The sequence below is a fragment of the Verticiella alkaliphila genome (genome assembly GCF_018904615.1).
GTDB lineage: Bacteria > Pseudomonadota > Gammaproteobacteria > Burkholderiales > Burkholderiaceae_B > Verticiella > Verticiella alkaliphila.
This window is the reverse complement of record NZ_JADCNH010000004.1, coordinates 204,022-223,660: the sequence shown is the minus strand read 5'-3', so window position 1 is coordinate 223,660 and position 19,639 is coordinate 204,022. Positions and strand designations below refer to the sequence as shown.

The window sequence follows — 19,639 nt, the reverse complement described above, 5'->3', positions numbered from 1 at the left end:
CGCCGCCGCCCCGTGCCGCGCAGGCCCGCGCCGGCTTGAAGGCGCGCGCCAACCAGTCCGATTACGCGGTGCTGCGCGCCGATGCCGATGGCGTCGTGACGGGCGTGGATGCCGAAGTCGGGCAGGTCGTGAGTGCCGGGCAGCCGGTGGTGCGTGTGGCCCGTACGGCCAGCAAGGAAATTGCCTTCCAGATTCCCGAGACGCGTATCGATGAGGTGCGCGCCCTTCAGCAGGCCCAGGTCGAGCTCTGGGCGGGCGGGCCGGTGCTGCAGGGGCGCGTGCGCGAGATCGCCGCCAGTGCGGATCCGGCCACCCGCGCCTTCCCCGCGCGGCTCGCGCTGGAGAATCCACCCCCCAGCCTGCGTTTTGGCATGACGGCCACAGTGCGCTTCACACGTGCCATGGCCGAGCCCGCAGTACGTGTGCCTTTGACGGCCTTGTTTCGTGACGGTCAGGCCACGGCGGTGTGGGTGTTGGGCGACGATGGCCATGTCAGACGCGTGCCGGTGCAGCTTCTGACCGTCACCGATACCGAGGCCGTGATCCGCGCCAGCCTGCCGCCTGGTGCCGAGATCGTCACGGCCGGCGTGCACGTGCTTCGCGAGGGCCAGCAGGTCAAGCGCCTGGCCGCACCGCAGCCGGCACCGCCTGCCAGTGCGGCCAGCGCCGCCATGCTGCCAGTGGGCGAGGGCGCAGCGCTCGCTGCCTCCCCACGCTGAGCGCGCCGCCGTGGCCACACACCGCTTCAATCTGTCGGCCTGGGCGCTCGCGCACCAGCCGCTCATCCGCTATCTCATCGTCGTCCTCTTGCTGGGCGGCGCCTGGGCCTATGCCAGTCTCGGCCAGGACGAGGATCCGCCCTTCACGTTCAAGGTCATGGTGGTGCGGGCGTGGTGGCCCGGCGCCACCGCGGAGCAGATGGCCGAGCAGGTGAGCGACCGCATCGAGCGCGCGTTGCAGCAGGTGCCCTATGCCGAGAAGGTCACCTCCTACACCAAGCCTGGCCAGAGTGTCACCATCCTCAACCTGGACGAGGCCGCGCCACCGCGCCTGGTCGAGGACAGTTGGTACAAGGCCCGCAAACACGTCAACGACATCGCAGGTACCTTGCCGCGTGGCGTCGTGGGGCCCATGTTCCTCGACGAGTTCGGCGACACCTATGGCGTGATCTTCGCCTTTCACGCCGATGGCTTCGGCTATGGCGAACTCAAGGACCAGGTCGAGGACGTGCGTCAGCAGTTGCTGCGGGTGGGCGACGTGGCCAAGGTGGATGTGTTCGGCGCGCAGGACGAGAAGGTCTACATCGAGCTCTCGGGCCTGCGCATGTCGCAGCTCGGGCTCACGGTGCAGGACGTGTCGGATCAGCTCAACGCACAGAATGCCTTGCAGAGCGCGGGCGCGCTCACCTTGCCGGACGAGGAGCTGCAGGTGCGTGTCACGGGCGCCATTGGTGGCGTGGACGAGCTCGCGGCCCTGCCGATCCGCGTGCCGCCGCGCACGCTGGCCGATGGCACCACCGTGGGCGGGGCCATCATCCGGCTGGGCGACGTGGCGCGGCTCTCGCGCGGCTTCGTCGATCCGCCCAGCAACAAGATGCGCTACGGCACGGTCGAGGGCGCGCGCGAAGTGATCGGCCTGGGCGTAGTGATGCGCAAGGGCGGCAACATCCGGGCGCTGGGCGAGAACCTCGCCCGTGCGCAGGAGCGCATCGTGGCCGGCCTGCCCGTGGGCATCGAGATGGTCAAGGTCGCGGATCAGCCGCTGGCGGTGGAGGCCTCGATCCACGAGTTCATCAAAGTGCTGGCCGAAGCCGTCGTGATCGTGCTGGTGGTGAGCTTCCTGAGCCTGGGGCTGCACACGCGGCCGTTGCGCGTAGACGTGCGCCCAGGTCTTGTCGTGGCGCTCACGATTCCGCTCGTGCTGGCCAGCACCTTCCTCTTCATGAAGATCTTTGGCATCAACCTGCACAAGATCTCGCTGGGGGCGCTCATCATTGCGCTCGGGCTTCTCGTGGACGACGCCATCATCGCGGTCGAGATGATGGTGCGCAAGATGGAGGAGGGGCACGATCGCATGGCGGCAGCCCTGGCCATGTACGAGACCACGGCTTTTCCCATGTTGACGGGGACGCTCATCACAGCCGTGGGCTTTCTGCCGATCGCGCTCGCCAAGTCGTCGGCGGGGGAGTACACGTTCTCGATCTTTGCCGTCACCGCGCTGGCGCTCGTGCTGTCGTGGTTTGCCGCCGTCATCTTCACGCCGTTCCTGGGCTACTGGCTGCTGCGCACCAAGCCGCACACGGCCGAGGGCAGCGCCTCGCATGAAGTGTTCGATACGCCGTTCTACCGCCGCCTGCGCGCGCTCATCGATGGCTGCCTCGCGCATCGGTGGCTGGTGATCGCGATCACCGGGCTCTGCCTGGTGGCGGGCATTGGCAGCTTTCGTTTCATCGAACAGCAGTTCTTCCCGGAATCGAATCGTCCGGAATTGATGGTCGAGCTCTGGCTGCCGGAGGGCAGCAGCTATCACGCGACAGAGGCGCAATCGCTGCGTCTGGAGTCCTGGCTCTCGGCGCAGCCAGAAGTGGCGAGCTACCTCAACTACGTCGGTATCGGCAGCCCGCGCTTCTATCTGCCGCTGGATCAGCAGTTCAATCGCAGCAACCTTGCCCAGTTCGTGGTCACGCCGCACAGCGTGGCGGACCGCAAGCGCCTGCAGGCCAAGCTCAACGCGCTCTTCGCCGAGAATTTCGCCGAGGTCCGCGGACGCGTCAGCGCCTTGAACAACGGGCCGCCCGTGGCGTATCCGGTGCAGTTCCGCGTCACCGGCGACAACCCGCGGGAGGTGCGGCGCATCGCCGATCAGGTGCGCGACGTGATGCTCGCCAATCCGAGCACGCGCGGCGTGAACGACAACTGGAACAATCAGGCCAAGTCGCTGCGGCTCACGCTCGATCAGGACAAAGCGCGGGCGCTGGGCGTGACGACCTCCAATCTGCAGCAGACGGCGCAGATGCTGCTGGCGGGGGTGCCTATCGCCACCTTGCGCGAGAACGACAAGCTCATCGACATCGTGCTGCGCCAGCCCGAGGACGAGCGCACGGCCATGACGCGGCTGGCCGAAGCGAGCATTCCGACGACGCTGGGCCGGCATGTGCCGCTCTCGCAGATCGCCACGGTGACGCTGGATTGGGAGCCGGCCATCCTGTGGCGGCACAATCGGCAGTACGCCGTCACCGTGCAATCCGAAGTGCGTGCGGGCATCCAGGGGCCCACGGTGAGCCGGCAGATCGAGCCTGAGCTCGCCAGTCTGCGTGCGTCGCTGCCTGCGGGCTACGCCATCGAAGTCGCGGGCGCGGCGGCCGAAAGCAGCAAGGCCCAGGATTCCATCGTGGCCAACATCCCGTTGATGCTCTTCATCGTCATGACGCTGCTCATGCTGCAACTGCACAGCTTCGCGCGCTCGGCCATGGTGTACCTGACGGGCCCGCTGGGCGTCATCGGCGCGGCGCTCGCGCTCCTGATCTCGGGCCAGCCCTTCGGTTTCGTGGCGCAATTGGGCGTGATCGCACTCCTGGGCATGATCATCCGCAACTCGGTGATCCTGATCGATCAGGCCGAGCGCTACCAGGCCGAGGGCATGGCTGCGTGGGATGCGATCGTGGAGGCCGCCGTGCGGCGCGCGCGCCCGATCATTCTGACAGCGGCGGCGGCCGTGCTGGCCATGATTCCGCTCACGCGCACGGGCTTCTGGGGGCCGATGGCCGTGTCCATCATGGGCGGGCTCGTCGTGGCCACCGTGCTCACGCTGCTCTTCCTGCCGGCCTTGTACGCCGCCTGGTTCCGCGTGCGGCGGCCCGACACCGCCGCGACGTGATCGCTCAGGCCTGCGCCCGGGGCCAATCCCGGGCGCGCAACGCCTTCTTGTCGATCTTGCCCAGGGCCGTCATGGGCAGTGCGTCCACCACGTGCACCGCCTTGGGCGTCGCCGTGACGCCCTTGGCTGCGCGCACGCGGGTTTGCAGTTCCTGCGCCTGCACGGTGTGACCGGGCCGCAGCACGACGATGGCGGTGACTGCCTCGCCCCAACGATCATCCGGCAAGCCCACGACCGCCGCGGCCGCCACGGCCGGGTGGGCCGCGAGGACGTCCTCGACTTCCTTCGGGTAGACGTTGAAGCCGCCGGTGATGATGAGGTCCTTCTTGCGGTCCACGATGTAGAAGAGCCCATCGGCATCCTGAGGCGCCACGTCGCCCGTGTGCAGCCAGCCATCGCGCAGCGCAGCGTCGGTCTCGGCGGGGCGGCGCCAATAGCCCGACATGACGAGCGGGCCGCGCACGCAGATCTCGCCCGCCTCACCCGGGGCCACCTCGCGGCCTGCGTCGTCGCGCAGGCTCACCTGGATGAGGGGGTAGGGGCGTCCCGCGGCGGCGAGCTGGGCGTCCGTCGCCTGCGCGTGGTCGTGACGGGATAGTGTCAGGACCGTATTAGGTGCTTCGGTCTGCCCGTAGCTCTGGATCAGCACGGGCCCGAACACATCGAGCGCCTGACGCACGCGGCTGGGGGCCATGGGGGCGGCGCTGTAGATGAGGGCCTGCAAGCGCGACCAATCCGTGCCCGCCGTGCGTGGATGATCCAGCAGCGCGTAGACCATGGTCGGCACGAGCCAGGTCACCGTGCACCGCCAGCGGATGAAGGTATCGATGAAACGCTCGGGCGAAAAGCCCTGCAGCGGCACCACGCAGCCTCCCTGGGCCAGTACGGGCAGGATCAGAGAGCCGCCGCCATGCGACATGGGTGCGGCGCACAGGTAGCGGATCTCGCGCGGCCAGTCCTTGCCGATGAGGTCCAGGACAGCATTGGTGGCGAGGGCCCGGTTCGACAGTTGCACGCCCTTGGGCCGGCCGGTGGTGCCGCCGGTGTAGGCGAGCCGGACGATCGATTCGGCATCGCCCGTGGGCACGAGCGGCTCAGGCGCGAAGCGGGCCGCGTGTTCGGCGACATCGACGAAACCGGCCGCGTGATCGTGCGCCGCCCAGTGCGTGACTTGCGGGCAGCGGGCGCGCAACGCGTCGCCCCGCTTGCGGTGGTAGGGATCCACGATGCACAGCGTCGTCTCGCTGTCCGTGAGCACAAAGGCGTGGTCGTCCAGGCTGCCCAGGGCATGCAGCGACACGGACCGCAGCCCGCGCAGGTACAGCGCTGCCACGATCACGTAGGTCTCGGGTCGATTGATCGCCAGCTGCGCCACGGTATCGCCCGGGCGCAGGCCGAGGCTGTCCAGCCATTGCGCGACGCGGCTGATGCGCTCGCCGAGCTCTGCGTACGTCCACGTGCCGAAGTCGCCTGCGAAGGCCGGTTTGTCGGCATGTTCCCGGATGGCGCGCACGAGCAGCCCGGCAGCCGTGCCGCCTGTGGTGAGGGCGCCGCTCATGGCGACACCGGGGCAGGGCTGTCTTGGGTCGAACGGCAGGGCATGGCGATGTCTCCTCAGGGATGGCTGCCGTCGCGTTTGCGGCAGACTCTGCGTCGCATTGTCAGCCATGCCGCGATCGCTGACCAGCCAGCTGGGCAAGGAGAGAAGCCTGCCCGCCACCGCGTGGTTATCGACCGGGCCAGCGGTGCGCATGCTGCGCTGCGGCGGTACACTGTCACTCCATGCCACGCCCTCTTCACGCTACCGTTTTCCCCTCGGCGCTCGCCCATAATGTGGCCACGGTGCGCCGCTGTCTTGCCCAGGCTGCCGAGCCCGGCGCCAGCCTGCCCCGGGTCTGGGCCGTGATCAAGGCCAACGCCTATGGTCACGGCATCGAACGCATGCTGCCCGGTGCGAGCTCAGCCGATGGCCTTGCCATGCTGGATCTGGAAGAAGCCGTCCGTTGCCGTGAGGCGGGATGGGCGGGCCCCGTGATGCTGCTCGAAGGCTTCTTCGAGCCCGCCGATCTGGCCGTGCTGGAACGCTATCGGCTTTGTGCCGTCGTGCATGACGCCTCGCAGCTGGACATGATCCGGTCGATCCGGCCGCGCCAGCCGCTCGACATCTACCTGAAGCTCAATACCGGCATGAATCGGCTGGGCTTCGCGCCTGGCCGCTACCGCGCGGCGTACGATGAGGCGCTCGCGCTACGCGCCCAGGGGCTTCTCGGCAGCATCGGCCACGCCACGCACTTCGCCTCGGGCGATTCGCCCGAACACGTCACGCACGTGGCCGGCATCTTCGACCGCGCCACGCTCGACATGCCGGGCGCCCGCAGTCTGTGCAATTCGGCGGCCATCTTTGGCTCCCCGGCGTTTGCCGCGCGCACGGATTGGGTACGCCCGGGCATCTGCCTGTATGGGGCCACCCCGTTCGACGACGGGGCGGTGAGCGCCCAGGCGCTGGGTCTGCGCCCGGCCATGGCGCTGCGCTCCACGCTCATTGCCGAACAACATGTGCAGGCGGGCGGCGGGGTGGGCTACGGCGCGCGCTTCGTCGCCGATCGCCGACGCGCGTGGGGATCGTGGCCTGCGGCTATGCCGATGGCTACCCTCGCCATGCGCCCACCGGCACACCCGTGGTCGTTCATGGCGTGCGCACGCGCCTCGTCGGCCGGGTGTCGATGGACATGCTGGCCGTCGATCTCCAACCCGTACCCGAGGCCCAGGTGGGCTCGCCCGTCACCCTGTGGGGGGCGGATGGCCTGTCGGTCGACGAGGTGGCTGCGGCCGCCGGCACGATCGGCTATGAACTCTTGACCGCCGTGACCGCACGCGTGCCGATGCGCGCTGCCCAGGAGTGAGCATGGCCACCAAAGCCAAGACCCGTTATGTCTGTGTCGACTGCGGCACGGCCAGCCCGAAGTGGCAGGGGCAGTGCCCCGGCTGCGGCGCCTGGAACACCCTCGAGGAAACCACGGTGCAGGCCGGGCCGGCCGCCACGCACCGGTTCGCTCCGCTGGCCGGGCGCACGCCCGTGCAGCGCCTGGCCGACATCGAGACCCGCGAGCAGCCCAGGCTCACCACGGGCGTCGCCGAATTCGATCGCGTGCTGGGCGGTGGTCTGGTGCCTGGTGCCGTCGTGCTGATCGGTGGCGATCCGGGTATCGGCAAATCCACGCTGCTGCTGCAGACGCTCGCGGCCATGTCGGTGAGCCATCGCGTGTTGTACGTCACGGGCGAGGAGTCGGGTGACCAAGTCGCGTTGCGCGCGCGCCGGCTCGAGCTTGAAACCGGCAACGTGCATCTGCTGGCCGAGATCCGGCTCGAGGCCATCCAGGCCGCCCTGAGCGAGACGCCCGAGGGCGAACGTCCCGTCGTCGCGGTGATCGATTCGATCCAGACGCTGTATTCCTCCGAGCTCACCTCCGCACCCGGCTCGGTGGCCCAGGTGCGCGAGTGCGCTGCCCAGCTCACGCGCCTGGCCAAGCAGACCGGCGTGGCCATCGTGATGATCGGCCACGTCACCAAGGAAGGCGCGCTGGCCGGTCCGCGCGTGCTCGAGCACATCGTGGATACGGTGCTGTACTTCGAAGGCGACACGCACTCGTCGTTCCGGCTGGTGCGCGCCTTCAAGAACCGTTTCGGGGCGGTCAACGAGCTGGGCGTCTTCGCCATGACCGACCGCGGCCTGCGCGGCGTGCCGAATCCGTCGGCGCTCTTCCTGTCCCAGCAGGAGAACCAGGTGCCAGGCTCGTGCGTGATGGCCACGCAGGAAGGCACACGACCGCTGCTCGTGGAGATCCAGGCGCTGGTCGACAGCACGCAGGGGTCCAATCCACGACGGCTCTCGGTGGGTCTGGAAGGCAATCGCCTGGCCATGCTGCTCGCGGTGCTGCACCGTCACGGCGGCATCGCCACGCACGACCAGGACGTCTTCGTGAATGCCGTGGGGGGCGTGCGCATCACCGAGCCCGCGGCGGATCTGCCCGTGCTGCTCGCCATCATGTCCTCGCTGCGCAATCGGGCCTTGCCCAAGGGCTTGATCGCCTTCGGCGAGATCGGACTCACCGGGGAGATCCGGCCCGCGCCACGCGGGCAGGAGCGCCTGCGCGAGGCCGCCAAGCTGGGCTTCGGCATCGCGCTGATCCCCAAGGCCAACGCGCCACGTCAGCCGATCGAGGGCCTGGAAGTCTGGGCTGTCGATCGCCTGGATGCGGCCCTGGACAAGCTGCGCGGCGTCTGACGGGCCGTCCTGAAGGAATACCAGCATGTCGTTCCCGCAGCTGATGGATCTCGCCCTCTGGCTGGCCTTGGGCGCAGGCCTGGGCGTGCTGGGCGGCTTCTTCGGCATCGGCGGTGGGCTCATCGCGATCCCGCTGTTGAGCTTTCTGGCCGGCATGTCGCAGCAGGTGGCCCAGGGCACGGCGCTCATCCTCGTGCTTCCCACCGTGCTCCTGGCCGCCTGGCGCTATCACCAGAAGAGCCGGATCGATTTCGCGCGCGTGGCCCTGATCGCCGTGTGTGCGATCGGCTTCACGTGGGTGGGGGCACAGGCAGCCCTGGGGCTGGATTCCACGTTGCTGCGCCGGGCCTTCGCCGCTTTCCTCGCGTTGACGGCGCTGCAGTATGTCTGGCAGGTCCGGCGTCGTGCCTTACCGCTGGCTGAGCGCACGCGTGTCTTCACGCAGCCGGCTGCCGCGCTGCTGGGCGTGGCAGGTGGCTTGTTGGGCGGGTTCTTCGGCGTGGGCGCGGGCATTCTGGTGGCGCCGGTGCTGACGGGAGTGTTCGGCGCCTCGCAGACCGTGGCGCAGGGGGTGGCGCTGGCCACGGTCGTGCCCACGGCGCTCGTGAGCCTCGTCAGCTACGGCGCCGCCGGTGCGATCGACTGGACGGTGGGTCTGCCCTTGGCCGCAGGTGCGCTGCTGATGGTGAGCCCCGGCGTGCGGCTGGCACACAGGCTCCCCGAGCGCCGTCTGAAGCTTGCCTTTGCGGCGCTGCTGGCCATCACCAGCGCAGGGCTCTGGCTGATCGCCTGAGCGTGAATGCAGACGCGGCAGCCGAAGCTGCCGCGCAGGGGCCCGAACGCTGACCGATCAGCGGATCGGCATGGCGTACATCAGGCCGCCGTTCTTCCACAGCGCGTTCAGGCCGCGCTCGATGCGCAGCGGGCTGCCCTTGCCGACGTTGCGCTCGAAGCTCTCGCCGTAATTGCCCACCTGCTTGATGATGTTGTAGGCCCAGGCGTCATCCAGACCCATGCTCTTGCCCGCACCGGCCGTCACGCCCAGCAGACGTTGAACGCTCGGGCTCGGGCTCTTGCGCATTTCCTCGACGTTCGCCTGCGTGATGCCCTGCTCCTCGGCTTCGATCATGGCGTAGAGCGAGTACTTGACGATGTTCAGCCACTGATCGTCGCCCTGGCGCACGAAGGGGCCCAGCGGCTCCTTGGAGATGATCTCGGGCAGGACGACGTACTTGTCCACGTCGCCCAGGCGCGAGGCGCGGATCGAGGCCAGGCCCGAGGCGTCCGTGCTGAAGACGTCGCAGCGGCCGGCCACGAAGGCGTTGACCACTTCGTCGAATTTCTCGATCACGACCGGCTTGTACGTGACCTGGTTCGCGCGCGCCCAGTCGGCCAGCGTGTTCTCGTTGGAGGTGCCCGTCTGCATGCAGATCGTCGCGCCGTCCAGTTGCTTCGCGCTTTTGACTTCCAGCGAGCGCGGTACGAGAAAGCCCTGGCCGTCATAGAAATTCACGCCCGCGCCCAGGAGGCCCAGCGCGGTCTCGCGTTGCTGCGTGATGGTGGTGTTGCGCGTGAGGACATCGATCTCGCCCGATTGCAGGGCCGTGAAGCGCTGCTGCGAATTGAGCGGCACGGTCTCGATCTTGGCGCCTTCGCCCAGCACGGCCGTCGCGATGGCCCGGCACAAGTCGATGTCCAGGCCGCGCCAGTTGCCCTGATCGTCCGGCGCCGAGAAGCCGGCGAAACCGTTCGTGGTGCCGCAGCGCAGGCTGCCGCGCTCGCGCACGGTCTCAAGCGTGGTCTTGGCTTGGACGGGCGCGGCAGCCGCGGCGGCCGTGACGAGCGCCAGGGCTGCGCCCAGACGCGTGAGGGTGGAGGAAGTGGCCATGAGAATTCCTGTGAAACGTAGAGGGGTGACCATGCTCGCGCGACAGGCCGCAGCCCGTGCGCCGGACAGCGCCGCCAAGCGCTGGTGTGGCAGTGTCCGCAGAGGGAGAACTATAGTCCACCGGGTTCGCGCGCAGAAAATTACATTTTTTCATAAGCGCGCGAGAAGGTGCGCGCGCCGCCGCCTACAATGCACAGCTTCGACAGTAGCGAAAAAGGATGCGGGTGGCCCAGGGGAACGCAGGCGCGATGCGCCGGATCGTCGGCGGGCTCATGCGCGGCGTGCGTCGCTGGCCATGGGCCAAGCGGCTCGCCGCGGGGCTGATGGCGCGCTTTCCAGGGCTGGGCTTGCGGGTCATGCGGCTCACCGCGCCCGCGCCGGCACGCCTCGCGCCTGCGGGTCCGGTAGACGTTGCCGCGCAAGCCGTCTATGTGGCGGGTGGCTTTGCCCCGCTGCTCGATGGTCAGCCCGCGCCGCATCCCGCGCCTACCCGGCAATGGCTGGTCGACGTCACGGGGCTCGTCGAGCGCGACGCCCACACCGGCATCCAGCGTGTCGTGCGCAATCTGCTGCGCGCCTTCGTGCTGCTGCGCGTGCCGGGGTGGCGCGTCGAGCCCATCTATGCCGATGCGCAAGGCTTTCGCTACGCACGCGCCTTCGCGCAGCGCGAGTGGGGCCTGCCCAACCTCGGCTTGCCCGATGCGCCGGTGCAGGCACAGGCCGGCGACGTCTTCTTCACGGCCGACGTGGCGCTGCTCTCCATCGCGCACATGCAGCCGCATCTGCAGGCCTGGCGTGCCCGCGGCATTCCCCTGCATTTTGTCGTGCACGATCTCATCCCCTTGCTGCAGCCCGAGTATTGCCTGGGCAAGCCGGATCCACGCTTTGCGCGCTGGATGCAGATCGTGGCCGACACTGCCGACGGCCTGTGGTGTGTCTCGGCCGCGGTCGCCCAGCAGACGCGCGACTGGCTGGCCGCGCGCGGTGGGGCGCAACCGCCCGTGGGGTGGTTTCATTCGGGGGTGGAATTGCCGAGGGAGGCCGCCGCCCAGGCAGATGCCAGCGCGATCACCCTGTCGGCGCGCGGGCCTGATACCACTGTGTTCCTGATGGTGGGCACCATCGAAGCCCGCAAAGGCCACCCGCAGGCCCTGGATGCCTGCGAGCGCCTGTGGGCGGCCGGCGAGGACGTGGCGCTCATTGTCCTCGGTCGCGTGGCGCCAGGGCAGGGCGCCTTGGGCGAGCGGCTGCGCCGCCACGCACAGCGCGGCCAGCGACTGTGCCTGCTGGAAGGCGCCTCGGATGCCGTGCTCGTGCAGGCCTATGCCACGGCCGATGCGCTGCTGGCGGCCTCGTACGCGGAAGGGTTCGGCCTGCCCCTCATCGAGGCCGCACAACAAGGGATCCCGATCATCGCGCGCGATCTGCCGGTGTTTCGCGAAGTGGCCGGCGAGCATGCGTACTACGTCGATGCGGACGATGCCGATGGCATGGCCGATGCGTTGCGTATCTGGATCGCCTTGTCGAAGGTCGGCAGCGCACCCACGTCGCACGACATGCCGTATCTGAGCTGGTCGCAGAGCGCCGCACGGCTCGCCCAGCAGTTCCTGCCGGCCGGTGCCGGGGAAAGGAGCTGACATGCGCGTGCTGCACGTCTTCAAGACGTACTTCCCGGACACGCATGGCGGCGTCGAGCAGGTGATCTACCAGCTGGCCGAGGGCGGGGCCCGCCACGGCATCGAATCGCATGTGTTCTCGCTCAGCCCGCGCGGTGCGGGGCGGGAGGAGCGCTACGGCCATCACACCACGCACCGGGCGCGCCAGGACGTCTACGTGGCCTCGACAGGCTTCTCCCTGTCCGCCATCCGGGATTTTCGCGCGCTCGTGCCCACCATGGACGTGGTGCATTACCACTTCCCGTGGCCGTTCATGGATCTCCTGCACCTCGCGCGGGGCACGTCGCGCCCCTCGCTCGTCACCTACCACTCGGACATCGTCAAGCAGCGTGTGCTCTTGCAGGCCTATCGTCCGCTCATGCGCCATTTCCTGGGCAGCATGGACCGGATCGTGGCCTCCTCGCCCAACTACGCCACCTCCAGCCCGGAGCTCGTGCGGCTCGCGGACAAAGTGCGGGTGATTCCCTTCGGGCTGGATCGCGCCACGTATCCGCCGGCCGATCCCGAGCGCATCGCGCATTGGCGCGCCCGGCTGGGCCCGCGCTTCTTTCTCTTCGTGGGCGGCCTGCGCTACTACAAGGGGCTCGACTATCTGCTGAGCGCCGTGCGCGGCACGGGCATCGAGCTCGCCATCTGTGGCGGTGGTGCCGCGGCAGACAGCTTGCAAGGACAGGCCGAGGGTGAGGGCAACGTGCACTTTCTCGGCGCGCTGGACGACGCCGACAAGATGGCGCTGCTCACGCTGTGCGAGGCGTTCGTGCTGCCCTCGCATCTGCGCTCGGAGGCCTTCGGGGTGTCGCTGCTCGAAGCCGCCATGCTGGGCAAGCCGCTGGTGTGCTGCGAGATCGGCACGGGAACGACCTACATCAACCGTGACGGCGAAACCGGGCTCGTGGTGCCCCCTGCAGACGTGCCGGCGCTGCGTGCCGCCTTGTTGCGGCTCTGGCACGATCCGGCGTTGGCCGCGCGGTTGGGCGCGGGTGCCCGCGCACGCTTTGACGCCGTTTTCCAGGGGGATGCGATGGTGGATGCCTACGCCGAGCTCTACCGTGAGTTGGCCCGCCGCTGAGGTTTGGGCGAGGGCCGGTGCGTGCGGGCGCACGCACCCGGTGCGCACACTACTGGGCCTTGATCCAGTACTATCGCGGTTGGCCGCTGACGGCCAGCCTCATGTTTAACCCCTCGCGAGACCGCGCCCGATTCCGTTTTGACTCATCCCGGCTTCTCCGCACTCCTCCTCATCCACGGCGACGAACATCCCGCGTACGTCGAGGAATGTCTGCAGGCGCTTGTCGCGCAAAGTTGGCAACCGGCGCGGGTCGTCGTGGTGTCGATGGGCCTGCCCCCGCCCGAGCTCGAAGCCGTGTTCTCGCAGGGGGATCCCACGTTGCCGCTCACCCGGCTCGCGGTCGATCCGCATGTCAGCGAGGGTGCGGCGCTCGCGGCAGGGTTCGACGCGTGTGAAGACGAATTCGTCGCCCACGTGGATCCCCACAGCGTAAGCCAGCCCTGGCGCTTCGAACGCCAAGTCGGCTTTCTGCAGCAGAATCTCCAGTTCCACATCTGCGGCTCGGCGCTCTGGGAAGTCGAGCCCGACACGCTGCAGACGATCACGCGGCGAGCCGTGCCAGAGACGGACGCGGCCGTGGCGGCCATGCTGCCGTATCGCAATCCGTTCAATCACCAGACGGTAGTGCTGCGCCGCGATGCGGCGCTCGCCTGCGGCGGCTACGGCGGCCTGCCATATGCCGAGGATTACTTTCTCTGGTTGCGCATGCTCGCGGGTGACGGCAAGGGCTGGAATCTGCAGGACGAACTCGTGTTGAGCCGTCGTGGCACCGGCCTGCTGCACCGGGCGCACGGCAGTCAGCACGTGCCAACCGAATACCGCCTGTACCGCGCCAAGCGCAGGCTCCATCTTCACCATGCCGTCGGCGCTGCCGCGGTCTTCGTCGTCCGTCTGGTCTCGCAGCTGCCGCCTGCGAGCTGGTTCGCGCGCGCGGGCCGCCGGCGTCGGCGCTCCCGACAGTGACCATCGCCATGCTCGACAACCTGAATCCGCCCCAGCTGGCGGCCGTCACGCTCGACCCGACCCGCCATGCCCTGGTGCTGGCAGGCGCCGGCAGCGGCAAGACCCGCGTGCTCACCACCCGGATGGCGTGGCTGATCCGCAATGGCATGACGAGCCCGCACAGCCTCCTGGCCGTCACCTTCACGAACAAGGCCGCGCGGAAATGATGACCCGCATGTCGGCCATGCTGCCCATCAATACGCGCGGCATGTGGATCGGCACCTTCCACGGGCTGTGCAACCGCATGCTGCGCGCCCACCACCGCGACGCCCACCTGCCGGCCACCTTCCAGATCCTGGACGTGGCCGACCAGCTCGCGTCGATCAAGCGTCTGCTCAAGGCCGCTGGCATCGATGATGAGAAGTACCCCCCCAAGCAGGTGCAGAACTTCATCAACGGCGCCAAGGAAGAGGGCCTGCGCGCGAACGACGTCGAAGCCCATGACGGCTTTCAGCGGCGCCTGGCCGAGATCTACGCTCTCTATCAAGATCAGTGCGATCGTGAAGGCGTGGTTGACTTCGCCGAGCTGCTGCTGCGCTCCTACGAGCTCCTGCAGCGCCACGCCCCCGTGCGCGAGCATTATCAGCGTCGCTTTCGCCATATCCTCGTCGACGAATTCCAGGACACCAACCGGCTGCAGTACCGCTGGCTCCGTCTGCTCGCAGGCGGTGGCGCGGCGGTGCTGGCCGTGGGCGACGACGACCAGTCCATCTATGCCTTTCGCGGAGCCAACGTCGGCAACATGGCGGACTTCGAGCGCGATTTTTCGCACCCGGAAGTGATCCGCCTGGAACAGAACTACCGCTCGCACGGCCACATCCTGGATGCGGCCAACGCGCTCATCGAGAACAACGAAGGGCGCATGGGCAAGAACCTCTGGACGGATCAGGGGCATGGCGAGCCGGTGCGGGTGGTCGAATCGCTGTCCGACGCGGCCGAGGCCCAATGGGTGGTGGGCGAGATCCAGGCGCTCATCGCCGATGGCAAGTCGCGCCACGAGATCGCGCTGCTCTATCGCAGCAACGCGCAGTCGCGCGTGCTCGAGCACACGCTCTTCTCAGCCAAGATTCCCTACAAGGTCTACGGCGGCCTGCGCTTTTTCGAGCGGCAGGAAGTCAAGCACGCGCTCGCGTATCTGCGGCTCATGGAGAATCCGCACGACGACACCGCGTTCAGCCGCGTGGTGAACTTCCCGGCGCGCGGCATCGGTGCGCGCACGCTGGAGAACTTGGCGGACGCGGCCCGCCAGGGCAACACCAGCCTGTACGGGGCCGTGGCCCGCGTGGCAGGCAAGGGTGGGGCCAATCTCGCGCAATTCGTTGGCATCATCGACCGCATGCGCTTTGGCACGCAGAATCTGCCCCTGCCCGAGATCGTGAGCGTCATGCTCGAAGACAGCGGGCTCACGGCGCATTACAAGCTCGAGAAGGAAGGCGCCGAGCGGCTGGAGAACCTGGACGAACTCGTCAACGCCGCCGCCGCGTTCAACGCGGACGAGCCGGTCGATCCGGAGTTGCAGGCCGACGTGCTCACGCCCCTCGCGGCGTTCCTGTCGCACGCGGCGCTGGAAGCGGGCGACAACCAGGCCAACGAAGGCCAGGACGCCGTGCAGCTCATGACGATCCATGCCTCCAAAGGTCTGGAGTTCGAGGCGGTGTTCGTCACGGGGCTGGAAGAGGGCCTCTTTCCGCACGAGAACAGCATCCTCGAGCAATCCGGCCTGGAAGAAGAGCGCCGGCTCATGTATGTGGCCATCACCCGCGCGCGCGAGCGGCTGTACCTGGGCTTCGCGCAGACGCGCATGCTGCACGGCCAGACCCGATATCCCCTGCGTTCGCGCTTCCTGGACGAGCTGCCCGCGCCTGCGCTGAAGTGGATCACGCCCAAGGTGAGCCGCGTGGACGAAGCCAGCTACGACCGGGCCTCGGCCTGGCGCGATTCGGCCTGGCCCGAGCGCACGCGCTCGGCGCCGGCCCGCCCAGCCGCCCATCAAGGCTATGCCGGCGGCAGCCAGGCCGGCATCGAAGTCGATGGGCAGGTCTTCAGCATCGGGCAAGCGGTGGAGCACGCGCGATTCGGCGAGGGTGTGATCCTGGCCCTGCAAGGCTCAGGCACCCAGGCGCAGGCGCAGATCCGCTTCGCCCAGGCGGGCACCAAGACCCTGGCGTTGGGCGTAGCCAAGCTCACGCCGCGATGATGCGATAGCCATGCAGGCAGAAGGCGGCTCGCAGAGCCGCCTTCTGCGTAGTCATGTCAACGAAGGCAGCACGGCAGGTTTGCCGTGCCCCATCACGACGTCTGGTCAGTTGGCCTGTGCCCCGGACTTCTTCACCAGATCGGCCCAGCGCGGGATCTCGCTCGCCATCAGTTCACGTAGCTCGTCGGGCGTGCTGCCCACGAGTTGCATGCCCATGGTCTGACCCAGCTGTTGCTGCACGTCGGGTTGCTTGACGATGTTGGCGATGGCCTGCGACAGGCGATCCAGTACCGGCTTGGGCGTGCCCTTGGGCGCATACACGGCCTGCCACGAGGCCATTTCGAAGTCCGGCACGCCCGCTTCCTGCAGCGTGGGCGCATCCGGTGCCAGCGCGATACGTTCGGCCGAAGTCACCGCCAGCACCTTGAGTCGGCCGGACTCGAGCAGCGGCAGCGCGGCGGTCATCTGATCGAACATGAACGTCACGGCACCTGAAGCCACGTCCAGCATGGCGGGCGGCGTGCCCTTGTACGGAATGTGCGAGAGCGGCATGTCGATGCGGTCGGCAAAGAGCTCGCCCGCCAAGTGCGTGGAGGTGCCTGCGCCTGACGAGGCAAAGGTGCGCTGCGCCGGGTTGTCCTTCAGGTAGGCGATCAGATCCTGCACTGAGTCCACCTTCAGATTGCCCGACACCAGCAGCACATTGGGCAGGTAGGCCACGAGCGAGACGGGCTCGAAATCCTTCACGGGATCGTAAGGCAGGTTGCTGTAGAGGCTCGCGTTGATGGCGTGGGTGCTGATCGTGCCGCCAAAGAGCGTGTAGCCATCGGGCGCGGCCTTGGCCACGTAGGTGGCGCCGATCGCGCCGGCCGCGCCCGGCTTGTTCTCGACGACCACGGACTGGCCGATCTCGGCGCCGATCTTCTGGGCGAGCAGGCGGCCGACGACGTCGGTCGAGCCACCCACCGTGAACGGCACGACGTAGGTGAGCGGCTTCTGCTTGGGCCACTCGGCGGCGTGTGCGGATGCGGCTGCGCCGGCCAGGCACAGGGCGACAGCAAAGGTGGGGACAAAGCGGGACAGACGGGGATGCATGGTGTCTCCTGATTGTTATGGTCTGTGCTGCAAAGGAGGGCGGCCTGAGCGGCCGCCCGAGGGGCTCAGCGCCCGCGTTCGCGCTGCCAGGCGGCGAAATCCGTGCGGGATTGTTCGTCCGTGGGCGGGTATAGGCCCAGGATGGAGCGCCCGGCCGACACCTGTTCCATCACGAAGTCCTCGAACGCCGTCATCTGCACGGCTTCGTCGGCGATGGCGTCTGCCAAGTGGGCCGGAATGACGACCACGGCTTCGGCGTCGCCCACGATCACGTCGCCCGGGAACACCGCCACGTCGCCGCAGCCGATCGGCACGTTGATGTCGATGGCCTGGTGCAGGGTGAGGTTGGTGGGCGCCGAGGGGCGCTGGTGATAGGCGGGGAAGGGCAACTGGGCGATGTCGGCCGAATCGCGAAAGCCGCCATCGGTGACGATGCCCGCAGCGCCACGCTGCATGAGGCGCGTGATGAGGATGCCGCCCGCAGAGGCCGCGCGGGCATCCTTGCGGCTGTCGATGACGAGCACCGCGCCTTCGGGGCAGGTCTCGATCGCGGCGCGCTGCGGGTGCGCGCGGTTCTCGAAGACCTGGATCGTGTTCAGATCTTCACGCGCCGGGATGTAGCGCAGCGTGAAGGCTTCGCCCACCATGGTGGGCAGGCCCGGCTGCAGGGGGTGGACGTCTTGCAGGCACTGATTGCGCAGGCCGCGCTTGAAGAGCGCGGTGCACAAGGTGGCTGTGCTCACCGTGGCAAGCTTGGCACGGGTGGCGGCAGACAGCGTCGGGGTATCGGACATGGGCGTCTCGCAGGGCATCAGTAGATGTCGGGCTCGCCCGTGGGCGCACCGAACGTGGTTTCCAGGAAATCCAGATCGCAGCCGTCGTTGGCCTGCAGGATGTGGCGGCCCACCATCCAGCCGTAACCGCGCGAGAAGCGCGGCGGCGGCGGCGTCCAGGCGGCACGGCGGCGCGCGAGTTCCTCGTCGTCCACTTCCAGGTGGATGCGGCGTGCGGGCACGTCCACGGTGATGAGATCGCCGGTGCGCACGAGCGCGAGCGGCCCGCCGACGTAGGCTTCGGGCGCGGCGTGCAGGATGCAGGCGCCGTAGCTCGTGCCGCTCATGCGCGCATCCGACAGACGCAGCATGTCGCGCACGCCTTGTCGCACGAGCTTGGTGGGGATGGGCAGCATGCCCCACTCGGGCATGCCAGGCCCGCCCAGCGGCCCCGCATTGCGCAGCACGAGGATGTGGTCGGCGGTGACGTCCAGGTCCTCGTCGTCCACGGCCGCCTTCATGCTGGCGTAGTCGTCGAACACCAGCGCGGGCCCCGTGTGTTGCAGATACTGCGGGGCGCAGGCGCTGGGCTTGATGACGCAGCCGTCCGGCGCGAGATTGCCACGCAGCACGGCTAGCGCCCCTTCGGCGTACAAGGGGTTGTCCAGCGGCCGGATGACGTCGTCGTCATGCACCTGCGCGCCGTCGAGTGTCTCGCCCAGCGTGCGTCCTGACACGGTCGCCGTGGTGAGGTCCAGGTGCGGCGCGAGGCGATTCATGAGCGCCGGCAGGCCGCCCGCGTAGTAGAAGTCCTCCATCAGGTACTTCTCGCCGCTCGGGCGGATGTTGGCGATGACGGGCGTGTGGCGGCTCGCCGCATCGAAGTCGTCGAGCGTGACCGGGCACCCCGCGCGGCGCGACATGGCCACCAGATGGATGATGGCATTGGTGGAACAGCCCACCGCCATCGCCACGCGGATCGCATTCTGGAACGAAGCCGGCGAGAGCACGCGCGCCGGCGTCAGGTCTTCCCAGACCATTTCCACGGCACGCCGGCCGCTGGCCGTCGCCATGCGGGGATGGTTGGCATCCGGTGCCGGAATCGAGGAGGCCCCGGGCAGCGTCATGCCGATCGCTTCGGCGAGCGCGGTCATGGTCGCTGCCGTGCCCATGGTCATGCACGTGCCATGGCTGCGCGCAATGCCGCCCTGCACGCCGAGCCATTGGGTCTCGGTCAGGTTCCCGGCGCGTCGCTCGTCCCAGAGTTTCCAGGCGTCCGAGCCCGAGCCCAGCACCTGGCCATTGAAGTTGCCCCGCAGCATCGGGCCTGCGGGCACGAAGATGCAGGGCAGGCCGGCGCTGATGGCACCCATGAGCAGCCCCGGCGTGGTCTTGTCGCAGCCGCCCAGCAGCACGGCGCCATCGATCGGGTGGCTGCGCAGCAGCTCCTCGGTCTCGATGGCGAGCAGGTTGCGATACAGCATGGTCGTGGGCTTGACGAGCGACTCGGACAGCGACATCGCCGGCAGCTCGACGGGAAAGCCGCCTGCCTGGAGCACGCCGCGCTTGACCTCCTCGGCGCGCTGGCGAAAGTGCGCGTGACAGGAGTTCAGGTCCGACCACGTGTTGATGATGGCGATGACGGGCTTGTCGACCCAGTCTTCCGGCCCGTAACCCATCTGCATCATGCGCGAGCGATGGCCGAACGAGCGCAGATCGTCATCGGCAAACCAGCGCCGGCTGCGCAATTCCTGGGGTGATCTTGGCATCCCTTGTCT

At 68.3% G+C, this 19,639-nt stretch carries 12 protein-coding genes and 2 pseudogenes; 9 read left to right on the top strand and 5 right to left on the bottom strand.

The genetic code is table 11. From position 1 onward, the window contains the following. On the top strand, positions 1-719 hold a 719-nt coding region (locus tag IMZ29_RS05090), incomplete at its 5' end, for an efflux RND transporter periplasmic adaptor subunit (RefSeq protein WP_216181363.1). A gap of 10 nt (positions 720-729) precedes the next feature. Further along, a complete protein-coding gene (locus IMZ29_RS05085) occupies positions 730-3,876 on the top strand; it encodes an efflux RND transporter permease subunit (RefSeq protein ID WP_216181361.1) in 3,147 nt (1,048 codons plus the stop codon). 4 nt (positions 3,877-3,880) lie between these two features. Here the strand turns inward: IMZ29_RS05085 and IMZ29_RS05080 are convergent, their stop codons facing one another. After that, positions 3,881-5,434, bottom strand: coding sequence for an AMP-binding protein (locus tag IMZ29_RS05080; protein ID WP_216181356.1), 1,554 nt, complete (start codon positions 5,432-5,434; stop codon positions 3,881-3,883). A 224-nt stretch (positions 5,435-5,658) separates the two neighbouring features. On the opposite strand from IMZ29_RS05080, the pseudogene alr reads away from it, so the two are divergent. From alr to IMZ29_RS05065, 3 genes and pseudogenes are all read left to right on the top strand, one after another. Beyond that, positions 5,659-6,779: pseudogene (gene alr / locus IMZ29_RS05075) on the top strand (alanine racemase). A gap of 2 nt (positions 6,780-6,781) precedes the next feature. After that, the gene (radA, locus tag IMZ29_RS05070; RefSeq protein WP_216181353.1) at positions 6,782-8,161 is read left to right on the top strand and encodes a DNA repair protein RadA; all 1,380 of its coding nucleotides are present in this window, start codon (positions 6,782-6,784) and stop codon (positions 8,159-8,161) included. Between the two features lie 25 nt (positions 8,162-8,186). Then, entirely contained in the window at positions 8,187-8,954 is a 768-nt protein-coding gene (locus tag IMZ29_RS05065; protein WP_253206841.1) for a sulfite exporter TauE/SafE family protein, read from the top strand. Positions 8,955-9,011: 57 nt separating this feature from the next. Here IMZ29_RS05065 and IMZ29_RS05060 read toward each other — a convergent pair whose 3' ends face one another. Beyond that, complete coding sequence (locus tag IMZ29_RS05060) at positions 9,012-10,049, bottom strand: amino acid ABC transporter substrate-binding protein (RefSeq protein ID WP_216181350.1); 1,038 nt, start codon at positions 10,047-10,049, stop codon at positions 9,012-9,014. Positions 10,050-10,297: 248 nt separating this feature from the next. On the opposite strand from IMZ29_RS05060, the gene IMZ29_RS05055 reads away from it, so the two are divergent. The 4 genes and pseudogenes from IMZ29_RS05055 to IMZ29_RS05040 all read left to right on the top strand — a co-directional run bounded on the left by IMZ29_RS05055 (position 10,298) and on the right by IMZ29_RS05040 (position 15,993). Then, a complete protein-coding gene (locus IMZ29_RS05055; RefSeq protein ID WP_216181347.1) occupies positions 10,298-11,686 on the top strand; it encodes a glycosyltransferase family 4 protein in 1,389 nt (462 codons plus the stop codon). 1 nt (position 11,687) lies between these two features. After that, positions 11,688-12,794, top strand: coding sequence for a glycosyltransferase (locus tag IMZ29_RS05050; RefSeq protein WP_216181344.1), 1,107 nt, complete (start codon positions 11,688-11,690; stop codon positions 12,792-12,794). A 138-nt stretch (positions 12,795-12,932) separates the two neighbouring features. Further along, on the top strand, positions 12,933-13,757 hold the full coding sequence (locus tag IMZ29_RS05045) for a glycosyltransferase (RefSeq protein WP_216181341.1): 825 nt from the start codon (positions 12,933-12,935) through the stop codon (positions 13,755-13,757). An 8-nt stretch (positions 13,758-13,765) separates the two neighbouring features. Continuing rightward, positions 13,766-15,993: pseudogene (locus IMZ29_RS05040) on the top strand (UvrD-helicase domain-containing protein). 105 nt (positions 15,994-16,098) lie between these two features. Here IMZ29_RS05040 and IMZ29_RS05035 read toward each other — a convergent pair. The 3 genes from IMZ29_RS05035 to araD all read right to left on the bottom strand — a co-directional run bounded on the left by IMZ29_RS05035 (position 16,099) and on the right by araD (position 19,630). Beyond that, positions 16,099-17,088: a Bug family tripartite tricarboxylate transporter substrate binding protein gene (locus IMZ29_RS05035; protein WP_216181337.1), complete on the bottom strand. Its 990-nt coding sequence runs from the start codon at positions 17,086-17,088 to the stop codon at positions 16,099-16,101. A 65-nt stretch (positions 17,089-17,153) separates the two neighbouring features. Continuing rightward, positions 17,154-17,882 carry a ribonuclease activity regulator RraA gene (locus IMZ29_RS05030; RefSeq protein ID WP_371820113.1) on the bottom strand — a complete coding sequence of 243 codons (729 nt, stop codon included), beginning with the start codon at positions 17,880-17,882 and terminating at the stop codon, positions 17,154-17,156. Between the two features lie 17 nt (positions 17,883-17,899). Next, positions 17,900-19,630 (bottom strand): L-arabinonate dehydratase, encoded by a 1,731-nt coding sequence (gene araD / locus IMZ29_RS05025; RefSeq protein ID WP_216181334.1) that lies wholly within the window; start codon positions 19,628-19,630, stop codon positions 17,900-17,902. Positions 19,631-19,639: the final 9 nt, after the last annotated feature.